Origin of the sequence: Streptomyces sp. NBC_01477 (assembly GCF_036227245.1) — a bacterium.
Taxonomy (GTDB): Bacteria; Actinomycetota; Actinomycetes; order Streptomycetales; family Streptomycetaceae; genus Actinacidiphila.
This window is the reverse complement of the sequence record NZ_CP109445.1, coordinates 3,906,284-3,927,705: the sequence shown is the minus strand read 5'-3', so window position 1 is coordinate 3,927,705 and position 21,422 is coordinate 3,906,284. Positions and strand designations below refer to the sequence as shown.

General features: G+C 74.6%; 20 protein-coding genes and 3 pseudogenes. 14 read left to right on the top strand and 9 right to left on the bottom strand.

The features are described 5' to 3' along the window. Window positions 1-2: 2 nt before the first annotated feature. Together OHA86_RS16340 and OHA86_RS16335 are read right to left on the bottom strand one after the other, a co-directional pair. Window positions 3-1,301 carry a M14 family zinc carboxypeptidase gene (locus OHA86_RS16340; RefSeq protein WP_329176137.1) on the bottom strand — a complete coding sequence of 433 codons (1,299 nt, stop codon included), beginning with the start codon at window positions 1,299-1,301 and terminating at the stop codon, window positions 3-5. A gap of 132 nt (window positions 1,302-1,433) precedes the next feature. Continuing rightward, window positions 1,434-2,159 (bottom strand): flavin reductase family protein, encoded by a 726-nt coding sequence (locus tag OHA86_RS16335; protein WP_329176135.1) that lies wholly within the window; start codon window positions 2,157-2,159, stop codon window positions 1,434-1,436. A gap of 185 nt (window positions 2,160-2,344) precedes the next feature. On the opposite strand from OHA86_RS16335, the gene OHA86_RS16330 reads away from it, so the two are divergent. Then, window positions 2,345-3,247 (top strand): sigma-70 family RNA polymerase sigma factor, encoded by a 903-nt coding sequence (locus OHA86_RS16330; protein ID WP_329176133.1) that lies wholly within the window; start codon window positions 2,345-2,347, stop codon window positions 3,245-3,247. 204 nt (window positions 3,248-3,451) lie between these two features. Here the strand turns inward: OHA86_RS16330 and OHA86_RS16325 are convergent. Continuing rightward, window positions 3,452-3,499: pseudogene (locus OHA86_RS16325) on the bottom strand (hypothetical protein); the annotation flags it as partial. A gap of 352 nt (window positions 3,500-3,851) precedes the next feature. Here OHA86_RS16325 and OHA86_RS16320 point away from each other — a divergent pair. Together OHA86_RS16320 and OHA86_RS16315 are read left to right on the top strand one after the other, a co-directional pair. Beyond that, window positions 3,852-4,787 (top strand): aminoglycoside phosphotransferase family protein, encoded by a 936-nt coding sequence (locus OHA86_RS16320; protein WP_329176130.1) that lies wholly within the window; start codon window positions 3,852-3,854, stop codon window positions 4,785-4,787. 165 nt (window positions 4,788-4,952) lie between these two features. Beyond that, the gene (locus OHA86_RS16315; protein ID WP_329176129.1) at window positions 4,953-5,540 is read left to right on the top strand and encodes a tetratricopeptide repeat protein; all 588 of its coding nucleotides are present in this window, start codon (window positions 4,953-4,955) and stop codon (window positions 5,538-5,540) included. On the opposite strand, the gene yczE is transcribed toward OHA86_RS16315, so the two are convergent. Beyond that, window positions 5,438-6,217, bottom strand: a complete 780-nt coding sequence (gene yczE / locus OHA86_RS16310) for a membrane protein YczE (RefSeq protein WP_329176127.1) — start codon at window positions 6,215-6,217, stop codon at window positions 5,438-5,440. The genes OHA86_RS16315 and yczE overlap by 103 nt on opposite strands. A 125-nt stretch (window positions 6,218-6,342) precedes the next feature. Here yczE and yczR point away from each other — a divergent pair, with 125 nt between their 5' ends. Then, the gene (gene yczR, locus OHA86_RS16305) at window positions 6,343-7,827 is read left to right on the top strand and encodes a MocR-like transcription factor YczR (protein WP_329176125.1); all 1,485 of its coding nucleotides are present in this window, start codon (window positions 6,343-6,345) and stop codon (window positions 7,825-7,827) included. 96 nt (window positions 7,828-7,923) lie between these two features. Here the strand turns inward: yczR and OHA86_RS16300 are convergent, their stop codons facing one another. Next, a complete protein-coding gene (locus tag OHA86_RS16300) occupies window positions 7,924-9,111 on the bottom strand; it encodes an MFS transporter (protein ID WP_329176123.1) in 1,188 nt (395 codons plus the stop codon). 36 nt (window positions 9,112-9,147) lie between these two features. Here OHA86_RS16300 and OHA86_RS16295 point away from each other — a divergent pair. Continuing rightward, a pseudogene (locus OHA86_RS16295) lies at window positions 9,148-9,427 on the top strand (CGNR zinc finger domain-containing protein); the annotation flags it as partial. Here the strand turns inward: OHA86_RS16295 and OHA86_RS16290 are convergent. Continuing rightward, window positions 9,424-9,753, bottom strand: coding sequence for a deoxyxylulose-5-phosphate synthase (locus OHA86_RS16290; protein ID WP_329176121.1), 330 nt, complete (start codon window positions 9,751-9,753; stop codon window positions 9,424-9,426). The pseudogene OHA86_RS16295 and the gene OHA86_RS16290 sit on opposite strands and share 4 nt — an antisense overlap. 79 nt (window positions 9,754-9,832) lie before the next feature. Beyond that, the gene (locus tag OHA86_RS16285) at window positions 9,833-10,495 is read right to left on the bottom strand and encodes a class I SAM-dependent DNA methyltransferase (protein ID WP_329176120.1); all 663 of its coding nucleotides are present in this window, start codon (window positions 10,493-10,495) and stop codon (window positions 9,833-9,835) included. A gap of 125 nt (window positions 10,496-10,620) precedes the next feature. Here OHA86_RS16285 and OHA86_RS36090 point away from each other — a divergent pair. From OHA86_RS36090 to OHA86_RS16270, 4 genes and pseudogenes are all read left to right on the top strand, one after another. Next, window positions 10,621-10,770: pseudogene (locus tag OHA86_RS36090) on the top strand (FAD-dependent monooxygenase); the annotation flags it as partial. 157 nt (window positions 10,771-10,927) lie between these two features. Then, on the top strand, window positions 10,928-11,395 hold the full coding sequence (locus OHA86_RS16280) for a helix-turn-helix domain-containing protein (protein ID WP_329176118.1): 468 nt from the start codon (window positions 10,928-10,930) through the stop codon (window positions 11,393-11,395). Further along, entirely contained in the window at window positions 11,392-11,958 is a 567-nt protein-coding gene (locus OHA86_RS16275) for a hypothetical protein (protein WP_329176116.1), read from the top strand. The genes OHA86_RS16280 and OHA86_RS16275 overlap by 4 nt, the downstream gene beginning before the upstream one ends. 112 nt (window positions 11,959-12,070) lie before the next feature. Then, window positions 12,071-12,442: a DUF2516 family protein gene (locus OHA86_RS16270; RefSeq protein ID WP_329176115.1), complete on the top strand. Its 372-nt coding sequence runs from the start codon at window positions 12,071-12,073 to the stop codon at window positions 12,440-12,442. Between the two features lie 67 nt (window positions 12,443-12,509). Here OHA86_RS16270 and OHA86_RS16265 read toward each other — a convergent pair whose 3' ends face one another. Continuing rightward, window positions 12,510-13,808: a PP2C family protein-serine/threonine phosphatase gene (locus OHA86_RS16265; RefSeq protein ID WP_329176113.1), complete on the bottom strand. Its 1,299-nt coding sequence runs from the start codon at window positions 13,806-13,808 to the stop codon at window positions 12,510-12,512. Between the two features lie 504 nt (window positions 13,809-14,312). On the opposite strand from OHA86_RS16265, the gene OHA86_RS16260 reads away from it, so the two are divergent. The 4 genes from OHA86_RS16260 to OHA86_RS16245 all read left to right on the top strand — a co-directional run bounded on the left by OHA86_RS16260 (window position 14,313) and on the right by OHA86_RS16245 (window position 19,042). Next, entirely contained in the window at window positions 14,313-15,104 is a 792-nt protein-coding gene (locus tag OHA86_RS16260) for a class I SAM-dependent methyltransferase (RefSeq protein WP_329176111.1), read from the top strand. Between the two features lie 227 nt (window positions 15,105-15,331). Next, window positions 15,332-16,696 carry a D-inositol-3-phosphate glycosyltransferase gene (gene mshA, locus OHA86_RS16255; RefSeq protein ID WP_443071746.1) on the top strand — a complete coding sequence of 455 codons (1,365 nt, stop codon included), beginning with the start codon at window positions 15,332-15,334 and terminating at the stop codon, window positions 16,694-16,696. Further along, the gene (locus tag OHA86_RS16250; protein ID WP_329176109.1) at window positions 16,689-17,240 is read left to right on the top strand and encodes a YbjN domain-containing protein; all 552 of its coding nucleotides are present in this window, start codon (window positions 16,689-16,691) and stop codon (window positions 17,238-17,240) included. The genes mshA and OHA86_RS16250 overlap by 8 nt, the downstream gene beginning before the upstream one ends. A 107-nt stretch (window positions 17,241-17,347) precedes the next feature. Beyond that, window positions 17,348-19,042, top strand: a complete 1,695-nt coding sequence (locus OHA86_RS16245; RefSeq protein ID WP_329182430.1) for a glycosyl hydrolase family 28-related protein — start codon at window positions 17,348-17,350, stop codon at window positions 19,040-19,042. A 10-nt stretch (window positions 19,043-19,052) separates the two neighbouring features. Here the strand turns inward: OHA86_RS16245 and OHA86_RS16240 are convergent, their stop codons facing one another. Next, the gene (locus tag OHA86_RS16240) at window positions 19,053-20,381 is read right to left on the bottom strand and encodes an MFS transporter (RefSeq protein WP_329176107.1); all 1,329 of its coding nucleotides are present in this window, start codon (window positions 20,379-20,381) and stop codon (window positions 19,053-19,055) included. A 118-nt stretch (window positions 20,382-20,499) separates the two neighbouring features. On the opposite strand from OHA86_RS16240, the gene OHA86_RS16235 reads away from it, so the two are divergent. Then, window positions 20,500-21,258 carry a phosphoglyceromutase gene (locus tag OHA86_RS16235; RefSeq protein ID WP_329176105.1) on the top strand — a complete coding sequence of 253 codons (759 nt, stop codon included), beginning with the start codon at window positions 20,500-20,502 and terminating at the stop codon, window positions 21,256-21,258. The last annotated feature ends 164 nt before the right edge of the window (window positions 21,259-21,422 follow it).

Sequence of the window (21,422 nt, the reverse complement as noted above, 5' to 3'; positions counted from 1 at the left end):
GGTCAGGAGAGCCGGTCGACCGCCGCCAGGACCGTCCTGGCCTGCAACTCGACCTGGTCGTACACCGGCACCCAGCGGGCGTCCACCGACGCGACCAACTCCCGCGCCCCCGCGTCGAGCCTGCGCTCCAGGCGGCCCCGCAACCGCCCCGGCTCACCGGCCGGGTCGCCGTCGAGCGGCTGCTCGTCCAGCACCCGCAGCAGCATCCCCGCCGCGCGCAGCGGTATCCGCCGGGCGGCGATGTCGAGGGCGGCCACATGCGCCATCGTCAGCGGCACCGGCGAGTCCGCCGCGAGCACGTCGTAGTCGGCGGCGAGCGCCGCGAAGGCGCCGACCGCCTGCTCCACCCCGCGCAGCAGCAGCGCCTCGCTGCTGTCCGCGGAGTCGGGCGGCCCGATGACCGGCAGCGCCCGCTCCAGCGTGGCGGTGAGCGCGGCGCCGTCCTTGCGCAGCCGTGCGGCCATCGCGCCGATCGCCTGCGACGGCTCGGGGTGCGGGGCCGGGTCGGCGACCCGGCGGGTGGCCCACATGGGCACCTCGACCAGCGCGGTGAGCCCGCCGTGCCGCTGCGGGCGGCACCAGGTGGAGCCGTTGACGTTCTCCGGCTCGCACGCGAACCGCTCCCGCCGCCCGCCGGGCGGCAGCACGTACACACCGGGTCCCGAGCCGTGCCAGAACAGGGCGTCGTAGGTGCCGGCCTGCACGGGGATGTCGAGTTCAGCGGCGTACTTCCCGAACGGCTCGGCCAGGCCCGGGATGTCGGAGGTCAGCTGCACCCAACTGCCGCCGACGTCCGTCCCGTGCAGGGAGCACTGGAGGAACGGCCGAAGCTCGTCGATGACGGCCAGCAGCGCGTAGGTCTCGGGGAGTTCGTCCCCCGGGGCGCGGAAGGAGCCGGCCCATTCGGGCTGTTCGCACGCGGCCGGGCGGTAGGTGTGCCGGAAGTGCACGGCCGGCGGGCGCGGCCCCGCCGGTCCCGACTCGTTGAGCACGGTGCCGTCGGGGTCGAGGCACAGCAGGAAGTCCCAGGTCAGGTCGGCGTCGGCCTGCCGGTGGCGGTCGGCGACCGCCTGTTCCGCCAGCCACAGCACGGTGCCGCCGCCGGCCTGCTCGTCCGGGTGCGGCCCGGCGACCACCAGCACGTGCCGCCTGCCGTGCCCGACCGACAGCAGCCACAGCGGGCGCCCGGTCCTGGACTCCCCGGCCAGCCGCATCCGGCACAGGTCCGGGTGCCGCGCGCTGAGCAGACGGGCCGCCGCCGCGACACCGGACACGGTCGGATACGCGTCTGGCCCGCGCATGACGGCTCCTCCTCGGCTGGGCGGCGCTGCCGCTGTTCAACGTGGTGGTGCCGGTTCGAATCCGCTGGCGTGCGCGGGAGTTGACGGTGCGCCCCCGCGTGGCCGCGGGCGCGCCTGCTCAGACTCTGCGGGTCACTGCCAGGTGTCAAGGGCGCCCCGGCCGCCCCCGGCCACCCGGGACCGCTCGATGTCAGGGCCGCGGTACATCTGCTCCGGGATCCGTGCGAGCGTCGACTCCCGCAGCCGCGGGCCGAGCCCGTACAGCTGCTGGAAGCTCATGATCAGCGGGCGCCAGGCGTCGGGGTCGATACGGTCGGCGCTGCCCGCCAGCCGGATCTCCTCGTGCACCAGCACCCGCTGGACCCGGACCTCGAAGACGATGATGCCGCCGCGCTGCTCAGGGTCGTCCTGGGCCAGCGGGTGGGTGGCCTCCAGCACGGCCTCCATCGCCACCGGGCACTCCGCGGCCCGCGGCGGCCGTACGGTCCGCGACGCCACCGCCGTCAGCCCGGCCCGGCCGAACTTGTCCCCCTCGTGGCGGTACCCGCGCGCCGCCTTCCCTGCAGGTACCGGATCGCGACCGGTGGTCAGCGCCAGCCGGTCCACCGCCCAGGCCAGCCGGTCGTCGGGCAGATTCAGCACGCACTCCCGCTCCCGCAGCAGATTGCGCGCCGTCTGCGACCGCGCGCCCAGCCCGAGCATGCACCGCCACCCCAGCCAGAAGGCCGACGACATGGGGGCCAGATTCGCCGTCCCGTCCTCGTTGACGGTCGAGAGCAGCACGACGGGCGTGCCGAAGTAGAGGATGCCGGGCTCGATACGGGTGTGGTCGATCACGGTCGTGTTCTGTGAGGTCATGGCCCCACCCTGCCCCGGGCGCGTGGCCCGTTCCGGCGGTTTTCGGACGGTGCGGTACGTGATCCCCCGGGCTGCCGCGGAATGCCCGGTCCTTGTCGGACGGGACCGCCCGCGTGCGACGCGGTCACCTTTGTGCCGCCCCGGTCGTCGTACTGTCGGCGGACCGCGACGAGCGAAGGTGACGCATGGACGAGCACGACGGCCCCGAGCTGCTGGCGCGGCGGTTCGAGGCGGAGCGGCGGCGGCTGGTCGCCGTCGCCTACCGCATGCTCGGCTCGGCCGCCGAGGCCGAGGACGCCGTCCAGGAGGCGTGGCTGCGGCTCGCCACGGTGGACGCCGGCAGCATCGGCAACCTGGCGGCCTGGCTCACCACCGTCGTCTCCCGGCTGTGCCTCGACGCCCTGCGCGGCCGGGCCGCCCGCCGTGAGGACCCGGTCGGCGAGCACGTGCCCGACCTCGCGCTGGACGGCGACGGTCCCGAGCAGGAGGCCGAGCTCGCCGAGTCGGTCGGGCGCGCGCTGCTGGTCGTGCTCGACGCGCTCGGGCCGGACGAACGCGTCGCCTTCGTGCTGCACGACAGCTTCGCGGTGCCCTTCGACCGCATCGCGCCCATCGTCGGGCGCTCACCCGGGGCGGCGAAGAAGCTGGCCAGCAGGGCGCGGGCCAAGGTGCACGGGACGCCTGCGGCGGGCGCGGAAAAGGTGGCGGGACACCGGGTGGTCGTCGAGGCCTTCCTCGCGGCGGCCCGTGGCGGGGACATCGCGGAACTGCTCGCCGTCCTCGCGCCCGACGTCGTCCGGCGGGCCGATCCCGCGGCGCTGCCGGCCGGCCGGGCGGTGCTCGTCCGGGGCGCCCGCGCGGTCGCCGACGAGACCCTGGTCCTCGGCCGCCGCGCCCGTTACGCCGCCCCCGCGCTCATCGACGGCGCCGTCGGCATCGTCGTCGCCCCCCGCGGCCGGCTCACTCTCGCCCTCACGGTCACCATCACCGGCGCGCGCATCTCGTCCTACGACGTGATCGCCTCCCCACCCCGCCTCCACGCCCTCCGCGTCACCCTCCTCCCCGATCCCCCGCCACCACGAGCCTGACCGGACCGCTCGCGCGGTGCCCGCTCGCGTCGGCCCTGCCCCGGCGCAGCCCCGGGCGTGGTCGTCGGCGCAGACCGCCCACACCACTTCTGGCCGACGAGGAATGAGGGCTCCGCTTCCAGCGCCCTGGCCGGCGAATTCGCCGCGGCAAGCCGTGCGGGCCTGCGTCGCCCCCGTTTCCAGCCTCCGCACCACATCGACCGAGAGCCCAGCTCTGTCCGCCAGCTCTTCTTGCGTGAGGTTGCGCCGCACCGCAGCCGCGGCTCTGCGATCCGGTCGTCCATCCCGGACTCGAATACGCCCACGTCCGGCCCCGGCGAAGGACGCTGCCTCCACGGTGTGCAGGCCGATTCGGGGGCCGGGGCAGTGTCTTGAGGCCGCCGCATCCGATCACCACGCGCTGCGAGGGAATGCCGGGGCTCGCGCGACCACGGCGCTGGCGAAGACGCGACGCCACCGCACGTGGCAACTTCCCCAGGGGCGCGGGGAACTGCGCGACCAGCCCCCGCCGGGCCGCAGGCGACGGGGCGGCGCAAGGGCCTGCGTGCCGCCGGCGAGGCATAACCCGGTTGCGGGGGCCGGAGGTCATGGCGATCATCCCAGGGTGACTTCTGGCGAGAGCGCGGACGGCCGCGCAGGCATCGACGCGGCATTGGTGGAGCGGCTGATCGCCGCCCAGTTCCCGCAGTGGCGCGGCCTGCCCGTGCGGCCCGTCGCGGTCGACGGGTGGGACAACCGCACGTACCGGCTCGGGCAGGACATGACCGTACGGCTGCCCACGGCGGCCGGCTACGTGCCCGCCGTCGAGAAGGAGAACGCCTGGCTGCCGGTGCTCGCGCCGTATCTGCCCGTGCCGGTGCCGCCGGTGCTGGGCAAGGGCGAGCCGGGGGAGGGCTACCCGTACGGCTGGTCGGTGCGCGGCTGGCTGGACGGCGAGACGGCGACGACGCCCGACCGGATCGGCGACCTCACCGGCTTCGCGGTCGCGCTCGGCGGCTTCCTGCGGGCGTTGCAGGACATCGACCCGGCGGGCGGCCCGGCGGCCGGCGCCCACAGCTTCCACCGCGGCGCGCCGCCCGCCTATTACGACGGGGAGACCCGCGCCGCACTGGCCGAGCTGGACGGCCTGGTCGACACGAAGAGCGCCGCGGCGGTGTGGGACGCGGCACTCGCGGCCGACTTCACGGGGCCGCCGGTGTGGTTCCACGGCGACATCGCGGGCGGCAATCTGCTGGTCAAGGACGGCCGCCTGGCCGCGGTCATCGACTTCGGCACCTCCGGGGTCGGCGACCCGGCGTGCGACCTGGTGATCAGCTGGACGCTGTTCTCCGGCGAGAGCCGCGCCGCCTTCCGCCGTACGGTCGCCAAGGACCCGGGGACGTGGGCGCGGGCGCGCGGCTGGGCGCTGTGGAAGGCGCTGATCTGCATGGTGCAGTTCCGCGAGACGGCCCCGGCGCTCGCCGCCGAGCACGGCCGGGTGATCGGCGAGGTCCTGGCGGACGCGGAGTCCGCTGACGCGGGGCCGACCGACGCGCCTTGACCGGGGCGAACCCAGCGGCACCCCCGCACCCTGTGCGGCCGGGCGCCGCAGGCCGTGCGCACCGGACCGGCGCACCGGACCGGCACACCGCCGGGCACAGCCCCGGCTCACCGGCGGGCACCTCGGCCCGGCGGCGGGGAACGCACAGCAAGGAGCGTGGACATCATGACCGCAGCACCGGGGACCGCCGCCCCCTCGGCGGACTGGGAGCGCAGGAACGCCGACCTGTGGACGACCGTCGGCAACCGCCCCGACGAGGAATTCCGCGCCGCGATGGACGCCCTCGTCGGCGAACTGCCGGAAGGCGACAGCGCCGCCCTCTTCGAACGCGCCGCCGCCTGGGACTCCACCGGCCACTCCGACCGCGCCGTCCCGCTCTACCGCGCCGCCCTCGACGCGGGCGTCGGCGGTGAGCGCCGCCGCCGCGGGGTCATCCAGCTGGCCAGTTCGCTGCGCAACCTCGGCCGCTCGCAGGAGAGCGTGGCCCTGCTCACCGCCGAGCGGGCCGCCGGCCACGACCACCTCGACGACGCCCTGGCCGCCGTGCTCGCCCTCGCCCTCACCGACGTCGGCCGGGAACGCGAGGCCGTCTCCGTGGCCGTGGGCGCGCTGGCCCCGCACCTGCCGCGCTACCAGCGCTCGATGGCCAATTACGCCCGGCTGCTGGTCGAGCCGGACCTGTCGGACCCGTCGGACCCGTCGGACCCGTCCGACCCGTCCGACCCGTCGGCGTCGTCGGACCAGGCCGGCTGATCCTCCCCCGCGGCCCGGTAGGCGAACACCGGCAGGCAGGTCTGCGCGATCGGGCCGACCGCGACCGCGTACAGCACCGTCCCCGCGCCCACGCTCCCGCCGAGCAGCCAGCCGGCGGCGAGCACCGCCAGTTCGATCAGGGTGCGCACGAAGCGGATCGTCCGGCCCGTCACCGCCGCCGAGCCGGTCATCAGCCCGTCCCGCGGCCCGGGCCCGTAGCGCGCGCCGACGTAGACCGCGACGGACAGCCCGTTGAGCAGCACACCGCCGGCCAGCAGGGCGGTCCGTGCGGGGAGGCCGAAGTGCGCGGGAAGCAGCCGCAGGCCGAGGTCGGCGGACAGCGCGAGCACGGCGATGTTCGCGAAGGTGCCGAGCGCGGGCCGCTGCCTGAGCGGTATCCACAGCAGCAGCACCAGCGCCCCGACCACCGCGCTGATCGTGCCGAAGCTCAGCGGGGTGCGCCGCTCCAGGCCTTCGTAGAGCACGCTCCACGGGTTGACCCCCAGCGACGCCCTGACCAGCAGCGACAGGCTGAAACCGTAGAGGGCCAGGCCGAGCAGGAGCTGCGGCAGGCGGCGCAGCGGGCGTTCGCCGAGGCGGACGTGGCCCAGCGGCGGGCCGGTGGCGGGGCGGGGAACGCGGCTGCCGGGCGCCCGGCGGTGGACCTGCCGTGTCATCGTCCGCGCCATGTGCCGGTCGCCTCCGCCGTGGTCGTGTCGACGTGACCAGCGCGTCCTGGCCACTGGCGGTGAGTCTGTAGAGTCATTGGCCTGGAGACCATGACCAATCCCGGGAGAGTGGTATGGCGGCGAAGCCGAGTCCCTTCCGGCCGGCGGACCGCGGCGCCGGGCGCGCGCTGGGCAGTCGGCAACTCGCCGCCCTGCTGCCCGGTCCTGCGGGGGCACGGCCCGCGTACCGGCACCTGGCGCAGGCGATCAGCGCGCTGATCCTGGACGGGCGGATCGCGCTGCGCATGCGGCTCCCCGCGGAAAGGGAGCTGGCCGCGGCCCTGCGCGTCAGCAGGCCCACCGTCACCGCGGCCTACGACCTGCTGCGGGAGAGCGGTTACGCGCACAGCCGGCGCGGCTCCGGCACCTGGACGGCGCTGCCCGAGGGCGCCGCGCCCAGCGGTGTCACCCGGGCGCTGCCGCCGCTCGACACCACGATCGACCTGGCCAGGGCCGCCCTCGGGCTGCCGGACGGCGTGCTGGCCGGCGCCCTCGCCCGGATCGTCCCGCGGCTGGCCGAGCACGAGCACACCCCCGGCTACCACCCCTATGGTCTGCCCGAGCTGCGCGCGGCCGTCGCCGAGCGCTTCACCCGGCGCGGGCTGGCCACCGTGCCCGAGCAGATCCTGGTGACCGCGGGCGCGCAGCACGCGCTGACGCTGGTCCTGGGGCTGCTGGCCGAGCCCGGCGACCGGGTACTGGTCGAGCACCCCTCCTACCCCAACGCCCTCGAAGCGATCCGCCGCGCGCGGCTCCGCCCGGTGGCGGTGCCGGTCGCCGACGACGGCTGGGACGTCGGGATCATCGAGTCGACGCTGCACCAGGTGGTGCCGCAACTGGCCTACCTGATACCCGACTTCCACAACCCGACCGGTTCGCTCATGCCCCCGGGCCAGCGTGCCCGCGTCCTGCGCGCCGCGCAGCGCTCCGGCACCTGGCTGGTCGTCGACGAGACCATGGCCGACCTGGCGCTCGATGTGCCGGCGCCGGCGCACTTCGCCTCGCACGGCGGTCCCGGCGGGGCCGGGCAGGTCATCACCATCGGCTCGATGAGCAAGAGCTGTTGGGGCGGTCTGCGGATCGGCTGGCTGCGCGCCCCCGCCCAGCTGGTCACCGAACTCGCCGGCCAGCGCATCGCCAACGACCTGGGCGGCTCCGTGGTCGACCAGCTCCTCGCCCTCGACCTGCTCGACCGCACCGCGGAATTGCTGCCGCCCCGCCTGGACCGACTGCGGGAGCGGCGTACGGTGCTGGCCGCCGCGCTGTCCGAGCACCTGCCCCGGTGGACCTGGCAACTCCCGCCCGGCGGACTGTCGTTGTGGGTCGACCTGGGCGAACCGGTCGCCGCCGCGCTGGCCGAGCGCGTCATGGCCTACGGGGTACGGATCGAGGGCGGCGGCTGCTTCGCCACCACCCCCGGCGTCTTCGAACAGCGGCTCCGCATCCCGTACACGACGCCGCCTGACGTCCTGCGCGAGGCGGTGCAGCGGATGGCGGCGGCGCTCGCGGACGGCCTCCCGCTCGGGCCTGCGGGCCGCCGCCCCCACTGGGTCGCGTGACGCGGGCGGTACGTGCTGCGGTGCGGCGGGTGGTGGTAGCGGATTGCCGATGGCCTTCCGGCCCGGGCCTGCGGGTCGCGTGACGCGGGCCGTCCGTCACCTCCGGGGCGCGAACCCGGCCGCCGCCGCGAGCAGTTGGACGCCGGCAGCGGTGAGGAGCGCGCCCGTGAGCGACCACGCGGCGATCGGTCCCGCGACGCCCGCGCCCAGCCCGAAGCCGGTGATCTTCAGGCTGGCGCCCGTGGTGAAGATCCTGGCCCGCAGATGCGCGGGCGCCTCGCGGTGGCGTACCGCGAAGAGCGCGGTGAGCTGGGGTCCCTCCGCCGCGCCCGCCATCAGCATCGCGACGACGAGCGGCGCGGGCCGCTGCGCCGCGGCCAGCAGCAGGGCGGCGGCCAGGACGAGGGCGCTGTGGCGGACGACGCTGTCCGGGCGCATCAGGTGCGGGCGGCGGGCGAGGAAGGCGTTGGCGGCGAGCCCCGAGGCGGCGGTGCCGGACAGCAGGAGCGCGCCGTGCCCCGCCCCGCCGAGGCACCGCTCCCCGAGCAGCGGCACGCACGCGAGCAGCATGCCCTGGCCCGTACAGGAGATCACCGAGGTCGCGGTCGCCCGGGCCAGGGTCCGGCTGCGGGCGACGGCCCGGAATCCGGCGGCGAGATCGGCGGTGAGGCCGCTGGCGAGGCTCTTCGCGCCGCTTCCGCGTGCCGCCTCCCCGGCCCCGGGCAAGGCCAGCGCCGAGGGCACCGCCAGGCAGATCAGGGCGGCGGCCACGAGTACGCCGGCGGGCGCCCCCGCGAGCCCGGCGGTGACCCCGGCCAGCGCGGGACCCGCCAGGCTCGCGAGGTCGTACGTCATCGCGTCGAGCGCGGTGGCCCCCGGCAGGGCCTCGCCGGTGACGACCCGGGGCAGTTGGGAGGTCCACCCGCCGGACAGCGCGGGTCCCGCCAGCCCCGCGCACACCGCGGCCGGCAGCGTGACGGCGAGCGGGGCCCGCCCCAGGCAGCCGAGGACGACGAGCAGCGCCAGCGCGTAGCCGCCGAGCGCCCGGGCCAGCAGCCGGCCCGGCCGCGCCGAACGGTCGAGCAGCACGCCGAAGACGGGGCCGCCGACCGCCGCGGAGACCGTGAGCCCGGCCAGCAGCGACGACGCCGTGGTGGCCGAGCCGGTGGCCGCCAGCCCCGCCAGCAGCAGGGCCGGGCCTGACATCTCGTCCCCCGTGCGGGCGGCGGCGGCCCCGCAGAGGTAGCGCCGTATCCCGCGACGACGTGTCCCGTGATGCCCCATGCCGCGGCTCCCTGACCCTGGGCCCGGAATCCCTGCCTCACCTCCCGCGACGGCCGCACCCCGTGGCACCCGCACCTCGACAGCGACGACGGCCCGCCCTGGGCCGAATGGTTCCTGGCCTCGTCGTGCCTGGCCCTGACCGTCCCGGTCCGGGACCACCAGCGCCTTCCTGGCGGCCTGTGCGCCTCCGCCGCCCGCGGCGACGCTCGCCCGGGGCGGCGGCCCGCCCCGCCGCTCCTGCTCCCACCGCTGCGCCACCCGCGGACGCGTGGCGGCCCACCGCCGCGCCACCGCCCGCAACAACCCTTCCGGCTAAGGCAGTTCGCGCCGCACAAGAGCCCGGGCGAACGGCTCCCCGGTCCGCCGCGCGTACGCCATCCGCTCGCGCACCTCGTGCAGGGTGCGGGGCCGGTATCCGGGTCCGCCGCAGCAGCTCTTGTGGAAGTGGACACCGGCGTTCAGCAGCACCGAGAGCGTCCGCCAGGCGGCGGTGTCCCTGCGCCGAGGCGGGGCGAAGGCCGACCCCACGTGGATCAGAACCCCCGCACACCGCGGGCACTTCCGCTCGCCGACGTCGCCGTAGGGCTGCTTGTACGACGCGCGGCACGGCAGGCAGACGTACGAGGTCTTGGCGTGTCCCATACGGCCAGGCTAGACGCGGCGGCGGAAGGGCTCGACGGAATTTCCGCCGGTCCGCTGCCGCGTCACGCCCGCTGCCGCGTCACGCCCCTTCCGGCTTGTGGGCCAGGAAGAAGGCCTGGCGGCCTTGCGCGGGCCGTTCGGTCGCGTCGGGCTCGCGGACCAGGCGGGCGTCCACGACGAGGCCGGCCGCGGTCATCAGGGCGGCGACATCGTCGGGCGGCATCCAGTAGACGTCGAGCGACACCTCGTGGCCGTACGCCCGGTCCCGGTGCCAGTGCTGGTCGCCGGCCTTGAACGCCAGCAGCATGTGGCCGCCGGGGGCCAGCACCCGGTGGCACTCGGCGAAGACGGTCGGCAGCACCTCGGGCGGGGTGTGGACGGTGGAGTACCAGGCGACGACGCCGCCGAGGGCGCCGTCCGCCAGGTCCAGCGCGGTCATCGATCCCACCTCGAACCGCAGGCCCGGGTGCGTACGCCGGGCGACCGCGACCATCTCGGGCGACAGGTCGATACCGAGCACGTCCACGCCGAGACCGCGCAGGTGCGCGGTGACCCGCCCGGGTCCGCACCCCACCTCGGCGACCGGCCCCCGCGAGACGTCGGCGAACGCGGCGAGCATCGCGCGGTCCAGCGGCTTGCGGTCCAACTCGTCGCGGAGAAGCCGCTCGTAGTCGACGGCCACGATGTCGTAGGCCGTCCGGGTGGCCCGCAAGTAGCCGCTCTCGCCGGTAACGTCAGTCATGCCCGCCGACGCTAGCCCCTCCCGGCGGACCGCCCGGCGGGGGGTGGCGAGGGGCGTGGGCCGGGCCGGCGGCCGTCCACCGGTCAGGCGATGCCGTAGCGCGCGACTTCCGCCCGCGGGCGGCCCTGGCGGACCGCTTCCGCGCGGGCCGGGTCTTCCTCGTCGGCGACGCGGCCCACGTCCACTCACCGGCCGGCGGCCAGGGCCTCAACGCCGGTGTGCAGGGCGCCTACAACCTGCGCTGGAAGCTGGGCGCGGTGCCGCGGGACGCCGCGCCCGCCGCGCTCCTCGACACCTATGAGGAGGAACGGCGCCCGATCGCCGCCGAGGTGCTGGGCCTGTCGACGAGCGTCCACCGCGGCGAGACCCGCCGTTTGCCAGCAGCAAGCGATATGCTTGCAAAAGTTAGCGCAGTCGTGCACCCTCGTACGTATGGCGTCACTGAAAGTCGGCAACGTCGGCGAGTACCTGCGGGAGCAGCGGCGGAGTGCGCAGCTCAGTCTGCGGCAACTGGCGGAGGCGGCCGGTGTGTCGAATCCGTACCTGAGCCAGATCGAGCGCGGGCTGCGGAAGCCCAGTGCCGACATCCTGCAGCAGCTCGCGAAGGCGCTGCGGATTTCCGCCGAGACGTTGTACGTGCAGGCGGGGATGCTCGACGCGCGGGAGCGCGGCGAGCTGGAGGTGCCTGCGGCGATTCTGACGGACCCGTCGATCAACGAGCGGCAGAAGCAGGTGCTCATCCAGATCTACGAGTCCTTCCGCAAGGAGAACGCCGCCGCGGGGGAGTCGCGGGCGGCCGGGGACGTGGACGCAGCAGAAGCAGAAGCAGAAGCAGAAGCAAAGGCAGAGGCGGGCAGCCGCGAGGGGTCCGCCGCCGTACGGGAGGAAACCGGACCATGACCATCACCGATGACATCGTGAAGAGCCTGCGCAACCCGACCCCGCTCTACGCGGTCGCCGGGACCGCGGACCTGGCCGCCGAGAAGCTGCGGGAGGTGCCCGCGCTGATCGAGAAGATCCGGGAGCAGGCGCCCGAGCACATCGAGAAGATCAAGGGCACCGACCCGAAGGTCGTGCAGGACCGGGTGACCGCGGGGGCGAAGGACGCCCAGGCGCGGCTGACGGAGACGTACCGCGACATCGACCTGAAGGCGTTCAGGGAGAAGCCGGACTTCAAGAAGCTCGGCGAGTCCGTGCAGGACCTGGCGCTCCAGGGCGTCGGCCGGGCCACCGGCTACGCGGTCAAGGCCCGCGAGGCGTACGACGAGCTGGCCGAGCGCGGCAAGGGCGCCGTGGCGAGCTGGCGCGGCGAGACCGCCGACCAGGTCGTGGAGATCGCCGCCGCCGTCGAGCCGGACAGGCCCGCGCAGGCGGCCGAGCCGAAGCCCGCCCCGGCCCGCAAGACGCCGGCCCGCAAGACCGCCCCGCGCAAGTCCGTGAAGTCCGACACGCCGGCGGAGTGACCCGCGAGGGCCGGGCACGCATCGCGTGCCCGGCCCGTTGTACGGGTGCGACCGGTACGGTGGCAGCAGACCGGCGGCGACGGGCGGCGGACGACAAAGGCGGGTGGACGGCGTGCTGATCACACAGTTCTTCGGGGTGGTCGCCCTGATCTCCTGGGCGCTCTTCCTCTTCGCGACGTTCGCGTTCGTGGACGCGGCGGTGCGCCGCCAGGACGCGTATCGCGCCGCGAACAAGCAGAACAAGGGCTTCTGGCTGATCATCCTCGGCATCGCCGCGGTCGTGATGAAGCTCTTCCCGATCCTGTCGTTCCTGCCGGTCATCGGCCTGGTCGCGGTGATCGTGTACATGGTCGACGTACGCCCCGCCGTCCGTGAGGTGACCGGACGCAGCGGCATGCAGCGCCGGCTGCGGGGACGCGGCCGGAGCAGCAGCCGCGGCAGCAGCAGCGACGGCCCCTACGGCCCGTACAACGGCGGGCGCTGAGCCGGTCTCCCGGTACCTACCGGCCGTACGGGCGCTGATCCCGTACGGCCTGCGTCCGCGGTGACGGCTATGGCTGCAAGCCGGTCCGCTCCAGCAGGACGACCGCCACGTCGTCGGTCAGCTCGCCGCCGTTCAGCTCGCGCACCTCGGTGACAGCGGCGTCCAGCAGCGCGTCGCCGTGCAGGCCCGCGGCCAGCAGCCGGGCGACCAGCCGGAGCATCCCGTCCTGCTCCAGCCGCTGCGTGCCCACCCCGATCCGGCCCTCGATCAGGCCGTCCGTGTAGAGCATCAGCCGCCATTCGCCGTCCAGCGCGACCGGCACGCGCTGCCACTGGGCGAACGGGTCGGGCAGCAGGCCGAGCGCGGGGCCGCCGTCCTCGTGCGGCAGCAGCCGCGGCACCCGGCCGGGACCCGCCAGCAGCGGCGCCGGATGCCCCGCCAGGTAGAGGTCGGCGTGGTGGCCGTCGGGAGCGATGTCCAGCGCGCACAGCGTCGCGAAGACCTCGTCGTCGGCCCGCTCGTGCACCAGCACCTGCTGGAGCGTTCGCAGCAGGGTGTCGCCGCCGAGGCCGGCGAAGGTCAGCGCCCGCCAGGCGATCCGCAGTTCGACGCCGAGCGCCGCCGCGTCGGGGCCGTGGCCGCAGACGTCGCCGATCATCGCGTGCACGACGCCGTCGGAGGTGCGGACGGTGTCGTAGAAGTCGCCGCCGAGTAGGGCGCGGCTGCGGCCCGGGCGGTAGTGGGCGGCGAAGCGCAGGTCGGCGCCGTCGAGCAGCGGGGTCGGGAGCAGACCGCGTTCGAGCCTGCGGTTCTCCCGGGCGAGCAGCTTGGTCTCGGTGAGCTTGCGCAGCGCGAGGTCGGCGCGCTTGCGTTCCACGGCGTAACGCACGGCCCGGGTGATGGCGGCGGCGTCGACGTCGCCGCGGGCCAGGTGGTCCTGGGCGCCGACGCGTACGGCCTCGGCGGCGCTGCCGTCGTCGGCGCCGTCGGTCAGCACCAGCACGGCGGTCCTGGGGGCGACCCGCACCACATGCCGTACGCCCTCCAGGACGTCGGGCAGGTCGAGCAGGATGCAGTGCACGTCATCGGTGAGCAGCCGGCCGGCGGCGGTGAGATTGCCGGCCCGCAGGATACGGATGCGGGGGCCGCCGCCGTCCTGGAACCAGGGGGCGGTGAAGGCGCCGGTCGGGTCGTCGCCGACCACCAGCAGGTTGAGCGCGGGCGGTCCGTCGGCGGTGTCCTGGCGCTGGCGCGGGAGGGTCAGCGCCGGCGTCCCCGCGGTGTCGGGGGTGGCCGCGACGGCGGAACCCTCCGCCCCGGGATCGGTGGCCGAGGGCCGTTCGGTGCCGCGCTTGGCAGCGGACATCAAGCGACTCCTTTCCGGTCCCCTGAACGTTCTACGGGTTTCCCTTTGCTTTGCCTTGCCTCTCCCCGGTCTCAGGAGACCCTAGTGGTTGGGTAGGACGTGACGGGAGAGCCACTGGTAAACCGTCAGTGTCATATGCGGTGGCCAGAGCGGGATTTCACCCCTGATGTGGGGATCCGCACATGACACACATCACCCGCCCGCGCTGCAACCGTGCGCCGGATTCGGCCTGGTTGCGGACCTGATCGGGAGGGAATGCGGCATAGGCGCTGTCGAGTGGGATACGCCCGAAGTCATCCGTTTGAGTGGAATTCGCGGCACCCCCGGAACCTGCTCCCGGCCGTCCGAGCCCTCCTCGCCCGGACCCGCACCGTCATCGCCCCCGACCCGCGCCGGGCTCTGCCCGTGGACCCGCCCCCGGACCCGGCACCGAAGCCGACCCGGACCCCGCTCCTGCATCTGACCCCGCGCCCTCCACCCGCCCGCCCCGGCTACCCTCGCCGCATGGGCGGTGTGCGGGCGGTCGGGGTGGTGACCAGGGGGACGACGAATCCGAACCGCCTGCGCCGGATGGACCGCTGGATCGCCGCCACCCACGGCCCGCAGTTGCGCAGGGCCGCCGACCCGCTCGCCGTCGACCTCGGTTACGGCGCCGCGCCCTGGACCGCCGTCGAGCTGCTGGGGCGGCTGCGCCGGGTGTGCCCCGACGCGGAGGTCGTCGGCGTCGAGATCGACCAGGACCGGGTGGCCGCCGCCCTCCCCTACGCCCGCGACGGGCTCCGCTTCGTACGCGGCGGCTTCGAGGTCCCGCTGCCGGACGGCCGCAGGCCCGCGCTGATCCGGGCGGCGAACGTCCTGCGGCAATATGCCGAGGACGAAGTCCCCGCGGTATGGCGGCGGCTGACCGCGCGGCTCGCGCCCGGCGGCCTGCTGGTCGAGGGCACTTGCGACGAGATCGGGCGGCGGCACGTGTGGGTCGCGCTCGGCCCCGAAGGCCCGCGCACGGTCACCTTCGCCACCCGGCTCGGCTCCCTGCACCGGCCCTCCGACCTGGCCGAACGCCTCCCCAAGGCGCTGATCCACCGCAATGTGCCGGGCGAGCCGGTGCACGCGTTCCTGTCGGCCTTCGACCGGGCATGGGCCGCGGCGGCGCCGCTGTCGGCGCTGGGCGCGCGGCAGCGCTGGATCGCGGCGGTCCGCTCGCTGCGGGCGGACGGCTGGCCGGTGGTGGACGGCCCGGCGCGGTGGCGGCAGGGCGAGGTCACGCTGGCCTGGGAGGCGCTGGCGCCGCGCTGAGGGACGGCCCGGGACCGCCGTTGAGCCGCGCTGAGTGACGGCCCGGGACCGCCGTTGAGCCGCGCTGAGTGACGCCGCGGGGCCGCCTCTGAGCCGCGATGAGAACGGCCCGTCTTCCGCGCCGGCCGGCGTTTTCATCACACTTCGGCAAAGCCGGAAATGGAACCCGCGCGTACGGCGTTCCCCATGGTTGAACGCGGGGGTACGGCTGCCGGAAGGAACGAAAGGTGACCCAGTACACGTCCCGGTTCGGCGGGCTGCGCGACGCCGCCGGTGCCGCTGCCGCCGCGTATCGGCCGCACCGGAGGTGGGGGAGCGGGCGGCGGGTGCGCAGGGTCGCGATGCTGAGCGTCCACACCTCGCCGCTGCACCAGCCGGGTACCGGCGACGCGGGCGGCATGAACGTCTACATCGTCGAGCTGGCCAAGCGGCTGGCCGAGCGCGACATCGAGGTCGAGATCTTCACCCGGTCCACCACCGGCGCCCGTCGGCCCTGTGTGGAGCTGGCGCCCGGCGTCCTGGTGCGGCATGTGGACGCGGGACCGTACGAGGGTCTGGCCAAGGAGGAACTGCCCGCGCAGCTGTGCGCGTTCACCCACGGCCTGATGCGGGCCTGGGCAGGGCACCGCCCCGGTTACTACGACCTGGTCCACTCGCACTACTGGCTGTCGGGCCACGTCGGCTGGCTGGCCGCCGAGCGCTGGGGCGTACCGCTGGTGCACGCCATGCACACCATGGCCAAGGTCAAGAACGCCGCGCTCGCCGAGAACGACGACCCCGAGCCCGTCGCCCGCGTCATCGGCGAGACCCAGGTGGTGGCCGCGGCCGACCGGCTGATCGCCAACACCGACGAGGAGGCCGGCGAGCTGGTACGCCACTACTGCGCCGCCCCCGGCAAGGTCGCCGTCGTCCACCCCGGCGTCAACCTCGAACGCTTCCGGCCCGGCCAGGGGCGCGCCGCCGCCCGCGCCCGGCTCGGCCTGCCGCAGGACGCGCTGATCCCGCTCTTCGCCGGCCGGATACAGCCGCTCAAGGCGCCCGACGTGCTGCTCCGGGCGGTCGCGGTGCTGCTGGAGGAGGACCCGGCCCTGCGTGAGCGGCTGGTCGTGCCGGTGGTGGGCGGCCCGAGCGGTACGGGTCTGGCCAAGCCGGAGGCGCTGCACAAGCTGGCCGCCAGGCTCGGCGTCTCCGACGTCGTACGCTTCCAGCGGCCGGTGGACCAGGAGCGGCTCGCCGACTGGTACCGGGCGGCGACCGTCCTGGTGATGCCGTCGTACAGCGAGTCCTTCGGCCTGGTCGCCATCGAGGCGCAGGCCTGCGGCACCCCGGTCGTGGCGGCGGCGGTCGGCGGACTGCCGGTCGCGGTGCGCGACGAGCGCACCGGCTTCCTGGTGCCCGGGCACGACCCGCGCGACTACGCCCGGATGCTGCGCCGCTTCGTGGACCACCCGCAGTTGGGCACCACCCTGGGCGAGGCGGCGGCTGTGCACGCGCGCGGCTTCGGCTGGGACGCGTCGGCCGCCGACACCGCCGACGTGTACGCGGCAGCGCAGTCCGAGCACCGCCGTCGCCTACGATCGGCGCATGGCTGAGGCGGAGCACGAGAGCCCCGAGCGGGCGGCGGACGCGGAACCCGAGCCCGGGACGGTGGCCGCCGCCGGGCGGGTCGTGGAGCAGGCGCTGCGCGAGGCGGACCTGCCGTGGGAATCGCCGCGGCCGGGCACGTACGTCACCCAACTGCCCGGCACGCGCAAGCTGTCCACCACCTGCCAGCTGATCGTCGGCCGCCACACCCTGTCGCTGAACGCCTTCGTCGTCCGCCGCCCCGACGAGAACCACGAGGCCTTCTACCGCTGGCTGCTGGAGCGCAACCTGCGCCTCTACGGTGTCGCGTACGCCGTCGACCGCCTCGGGGACGTCTACCTCAGCGGCCGTCTCCCGCTGGCCGCGGTCACCGCGGAGGAGGTCGACCGGCTGCTCGGCGCGGTCGTGGAGAACGCCGACGGGTCCTTCAACGTCCTGCTGGAGATGGGGTTCGCCGCCGCGATCCGCAAGGAGTACGCGTGGCGGGTGTCGCGCGGCGAGTCCACCCGGAACCTGGACGCGTTCGCGCACCTGACCGGCGAGGACGACTGACGAAACCGTTTACCCCCGTCCTGGGTCTTCCCCAGCGGATCGGGTCCGTGGCACTCTCAAGCCCGTCGCACATCTGAATACTGTTCAGATACGTGAAAGCGGGGTTGATGGTGGTCAGTCGCAGAAGACTGCTCAGCGGCAGTGTCCAGGTGGTCTCGGGGGCCGCCGCGACGGCTGCGACCGCCGCGATCGGTACCCCGGGGGCTGCGGCGGCCGATCAGCCGGCGGACCGGTCGGCGGACCGGCCCGCCGGCCTGTGGGCGGAATTCCGCGCCAGCCCGTACACCCACCCGCAGATCCCCTATGTCGCGCTGGCCGGCTACGAGGGCGGCAACCCCTGCTTCCCCCGGCACCCGGTCCGCGCCAACGCCCTGCACTACGGCGCCCGCCCCGACGGCAGCGCCGACTCGGCCGCCGCCATCAACCGGGCGCTGCGCGAGGTCGGCGAGTCCGGCGGCGGCACCGTCCTGCTGCCGCCCGGCACCTACCGCATCGACGACGTCATCACGCTCGGCTGGAGCAACACCACCCTGCGCGGCGCCGGCAGCGGCGCGACCACGCTCTACGCCACCGCGTCGCTCACCGACCTGATCGGCCCGTACGGCAGCCGCTACGGCGGCGACAAGTCGTCCTGGTCCTGGGCCGGCGGCCTGGTCTGGATGTGCCCCGCCGACCGCTACCGCACCCTCACCGACGCGATCCGCGCCACGGCCTGGCCCTTCGAGGGCTGGACCGGCAACAGCCGCGACGAATTCACCGAGCTGGCCCGTATCACCGCCGAGACCCCGCAGGGCGGCCGCAGCGTCACCGTCGACGACCCGTCCCGGCTGCGGCGCGGCGACCGCGTACTCGTGCAGTACGCCGACGACCCCGGGCACGGGCTGCTCGCGCACATGGCGGGCGACGTCGAGGGCGCGGCCGTGTACGACTGGTCGGACAAGACCAAGCTGCTGTCCTACGTGCCGTACGAGTGGCCGGCCAGGATCACCGCGGTGCGCGGCCGGCAGGTGGCCTTCGACCGGCCGCTGCCGCTGGACACCCGGGCGCGGTGGCGGCCGCGGATCACCACACTGGTCGAGCCGCTGGTCAACTCCGGGGTCGAGGGCCTCACCATCCGCATGACGCCGACCCCGCAGGCCCCGCACCTGCTCGACAGGGGCTGGAACGGCCTGGCCGCACAGTGCACCTGGGACTGCTGGGTGGACGACGTGCACGCCGCCGACGTCGACAACGGCTTCCTGATGGTCGCCGCCAAGGCCACCACCTTCCGCCGCACCCGGGTCTCGGGCCGCGGCAGCCACCACCCGTACGCCTGCCGCGAGGGCTCGCACGACAACCTCGTCGAGGACTTCACCGTCGAGCGGCGCACCGTGCCGGCCCCGGCCGGCACCCAGCTGCACGGCATCAATGCCGAGGGCCTGTCCTCGTACAACGTCTGGTCGCGCGGCCGGATGGCGATGGGCACCTTCGACACCCACCGCGGCATGCCCTTCGCCTGCGTCCGTACCGACATCACCGTCACCAACGACGGCCAGCACGGCGGCGACGCCTCCGCGGGACCCCTCTACGGCGCCCGCTTCACCCACTGGAACGTCACCGTCACCAACGGCCGGGCCGGGTGCGTACGGATCGACGACGTGGCCCCGCGCAGCGCGACCGTCGCCATCTCGGCGGTCACCCCGTCCGGCCAGACCGACGTCCCCGACTTCACCGGCACCCTCGACTCCCGCCTGGAGTCCTACGGCACCCCCGGCGTCCCGCCCCCCAACCTCTACGAGGCCCAGCGCCGCCTGCTGCCCTGAGCCCGCGACCTCACCCCACCGGCAGGTCGCGCCCGGCTTCCCGCGGTACGGCCGGCCGCCGCGGGGCGGTACGGGGCCGGAGCAGCAGGTAGTAGCCGGCGCCGGCCAGCGTGCCGAGGGCGGCGCAGCCGAGCCAGACCGCGTCGCGGCCCAGGTACTGGAGGGTCACGCCGCCGGCCAGCGGCCCGGCGAAGGCGGCGGCTGCCCAGGAGAGGGTGAACATGCCCTGGTAGCGCCCGCGGGCGTGCGGCGGGGCGAGGTCGGCGACGACCGACATCGAGGCGGGGGCGTGGACGATCTCGCCGAGCGTCCAGACGACGACGGTCAGCGCGTAGACGGCGACCGAGGTGGCGAAGACGGTCAGGCCGAAGCCCCAGGCCAGCACGAAGGAGCCGGCGGCGAGCAGGGCGGCGCTGCTGCGGGCGCGCAGTGCGCGGGTGACGGGGATCTGGAGCAGCACGATCACCACGCCGTTGACGGCGGCGACCAGGCCGAACTGGCGGGCGCTCAGGCCGTGCTGCCCCATGTCGACGGCGAGGGTGGAGCTGGCCTGCTGCATCACCGAGCCGAGCATGAAGGTCAGGCCGACCAGGGCCATGAAGCGGCGGTCGCGCATGACGTCGACGAGGGTGGTCTCGGTCTTCCTCGCGCGGGCGGCGGCTTGTGTGCGGGTGGCGGCTTCTGCGCGTGCGGCGGCGGGATGCGTGGGGGCTGCGGCTTGCGGGGCCGGGTGCTTCGCGGCAGGGGCGTGCGGCAGGGTCTCCTCGGCTTTGACGTAGACCACGAGCGCGCACAGCACGGTGGTGAAGGCGTCGCCGAGGAAGAGCCACAGATAGCCCTCGGCGGCGATGAAGCCGGCGGCGGCGGCCGAGACGCCGAAGCCGATGTTGATCGCCCAGTAGTTGAGGGAGAAGGCCCGCACCCGGTCCGCGGCCGGCACCAGGTCGGCGATCATCGCGGACAGCGCGGGCCGGGACGCGTTGCCGGTCAGGCCGACCAGCGCGGCGACGCCGGCGATGGCGACCGGTCCTGTGACGAAGCCGAGCACCGCCGTGGCGGCGGCGGCGCCGAGCTGCGAGGCGAGCAGCGTCGTACGGCGGCCGACCCGGTCGGCGAGCACCCCGCCGATGACCGCGCCCGCGGCGCCGCCGAGCCCGAACAGGGCGGCGACCAGGCCGGCGTAGGCGGCGGAGTAGCCGCGCTGGACGGTGAGGTAGAGCGCGAGGAACGTGACGACGAAGCCGCCGAGCCGGTTGACCAGGGTGCTCGTCCACAGCCACCAGAACTGCCGGGGCAGACCGCCGGCCGTCTCGCGTACCGCTCGGCTGATGGCCGCCACCGGTTCTCCCTCGGTCCGCTCGCTGAGAAGCGCCCCTTCGGTAAGAGGCGCTGGTGCTCAGCGCATGTTACCGAGGCCGGTCGCGAGGTGCCACGCCATTTCGATTAGGCTCGGAGGCATGGCTGCTGCTGCGTACAAGCTGATCCTGCTCCGCCACGGTGAGAGCGAGTGGAACGCGAAGAACCTGTTCACCGGCTGGGTGGACGTGAATCTCAACGACAAGGGCGAGAAGGAGGCGGTGCGCGGCGGCGAGCTGCTCAAGGACGCCGGGCTGCTCCCCGACGTGGTGCACACCTCGCTCCAGAAGCGCGCGATCCGCACGGCCCAGCTCGCGCTGGAGGCCGCGGACCGCCACTGGATCCCGGTGCACCGCAGCTGGCGGCTCAACGAGCGCCACTACGGAGCCCTCCAGGGCAAGGACAAGGCGCAGACCCTCGCCGAATTCGGCGAGGAGCAGTTCATGCTGTGGCGCCGCTCCTACGACACCCCGCCGCCCCCGCTGGAGGACGGCGCCGAATACTCGCAGAGCGACGACCCGCGGTACGCGACGATCCCGCCGGAGCTGCGGCCGCGCACCGAATGCCTCAAGGACGTCGTGGACCGGATGCTGCCGTACTGGTACGACGGCATCGTCCCCGACCTGCTGACCGGCCGCACCGTCCTGGTCGCCGCCCACGGCAATTCACTGCGCGCCCTGGTCAAGCACCTCGACGGCATCTCCGACGCCGACATCGCCGGCCTGAACATCCCCACCGGCATCCCCCTCGCCTACGACCTCGACGCCGACTTCCACCCCCTGACCCCCGGCGGCCACTACCTCGACCCGGACGCTGCCGCTGCGGCAATCGAGGCCGTCAAGAACCAGGGCAAGAAGTAGCCCTCCCGGTTTGGCTGTGCCCCCTCCCTGTGGCTCCGCCCGCGGGGAGGGGGCACTGTGGCGTCCGGGGCTGTCCGGCGGTGGGCGTGGGCTGTTTCGCTCACCTGTCCGGGGTGCTGGTCGGCGTGGAAAGCCGGTGCGCCACATCGGGGGTTGCGGGGTCG

Bases quoted from the DNA above. Each gene is read 5' to 3' on its own strand.
- OHA86_RS16340 (WP_329176137.1), bottom strand. From the start codon at position 1,301: ATGCGCGGGCCAGACGCGTATCCGACCGTGTCCGGTGTCGCGGCGGCG.
- OHA86_RS16335 (WP_329176135.1), bottom strand. From the start codon at position 2,159: ATGACCTCACAGAACACGACCGTGATCGACCACACCCGTATCGAGCCC.
- OHA86_RS16330 (WP_329176133.1), top strand. From the start codon at position 2,345: ATGGACGAGCACGACGGCCCCGAGCTGCTGGCGCGGCGGTTCGAGGCG.
- OHA86_RS16315 (WP_329176129.1), top strand. From the start codon at position 4,953: ATGACCGCAGCACCGGGGACCGCCGCCCCCTCGGCGGACTGGGAGCGC.
- yczE (WP_329176127.1), bottom strand. From the start codon at position 6,217: ATGACACGGCAGGTCCACCGCCGGGCGCCCGGCAGCCGCGTTCCCCGC.
- yczR (WP_329176125.1), top strand. From the start codon at position 6,343: ATGGCGGCGAAGCCGAGTCCCTTCCGGCCGGCGGACCGCGGCGCCGGG.
- OHA86_RS16300 (WP_329176123.1), bottom strand. From the start codon at position 9,111: ATGGGGCATCACGGGACACGTCGTCGCGGGATACGGCGCTACCTCTGC.
- OHA86_RS16290 (WP_329176121.1), bottom strand. From the start codon at position 9,753: ATGGGACACGCCAAGACCTCGTACGTCTGCCTGCCGTGCCGCGCGTCG.
- OHA86_RS16285 (WP_329176120.1), bottom strand. From the start codon at position 10,495: ATGACTGACGTTACCGGCGAGAGCGGCTACTTGCGGGCCACCCGGACG.
- OHA86_RS16280 (WP_329176118.1), top strand. From the start codon at position 10,928: ATGGCGTCACTGAAAGTCGGCAACGTCGGCGAGTACCTGCGGGAGCAG.
- OHA86_RS16275 (WP_329176116.1), top strand. From the start codon at position 11,392: ATGACCATCACCGATGACATCGTGAAGAGCCTGCGCAACCCGACCCCG.
- OHA86_RS16265 (WP_329176113.1), bottom strand. From the start codon at position 13,808: ATGTCCGCTGCCAAGCGCGGCACCGAACGGCCCTCGGCCACCGATCCC.
- OHA86_RS16260 (WP_329176111.1), top strand. From the start codon at position 14,313: ATGGGCGGTGTGCGGGCGGTCGGGGTGGTGACCAGGGGGACGACGAAT.
- OHA86_RS16250 (WP_329176109.1), top strand. From the start codon at position 16,689: ATGGCTGAGGCGGAGCACGAGAGCCCCGAGCGGGCGGCGGACGCGGAA.
- OHA86_RS16245 (WP_329182430.1), top strand. From the start codon at position 17,348: ATGGTGGTCAGTCGCAGAAGACTGCTCAGCGGCAGTGTCCAGGTGGTC.
- OHA86_RS16235 (WP_329176105.1), top strand. From the start codon at position 20,500: ATGGCTGCTGCTGCGTACAAGCTGATCCTGCTCCGCCACGGTGAGAGC.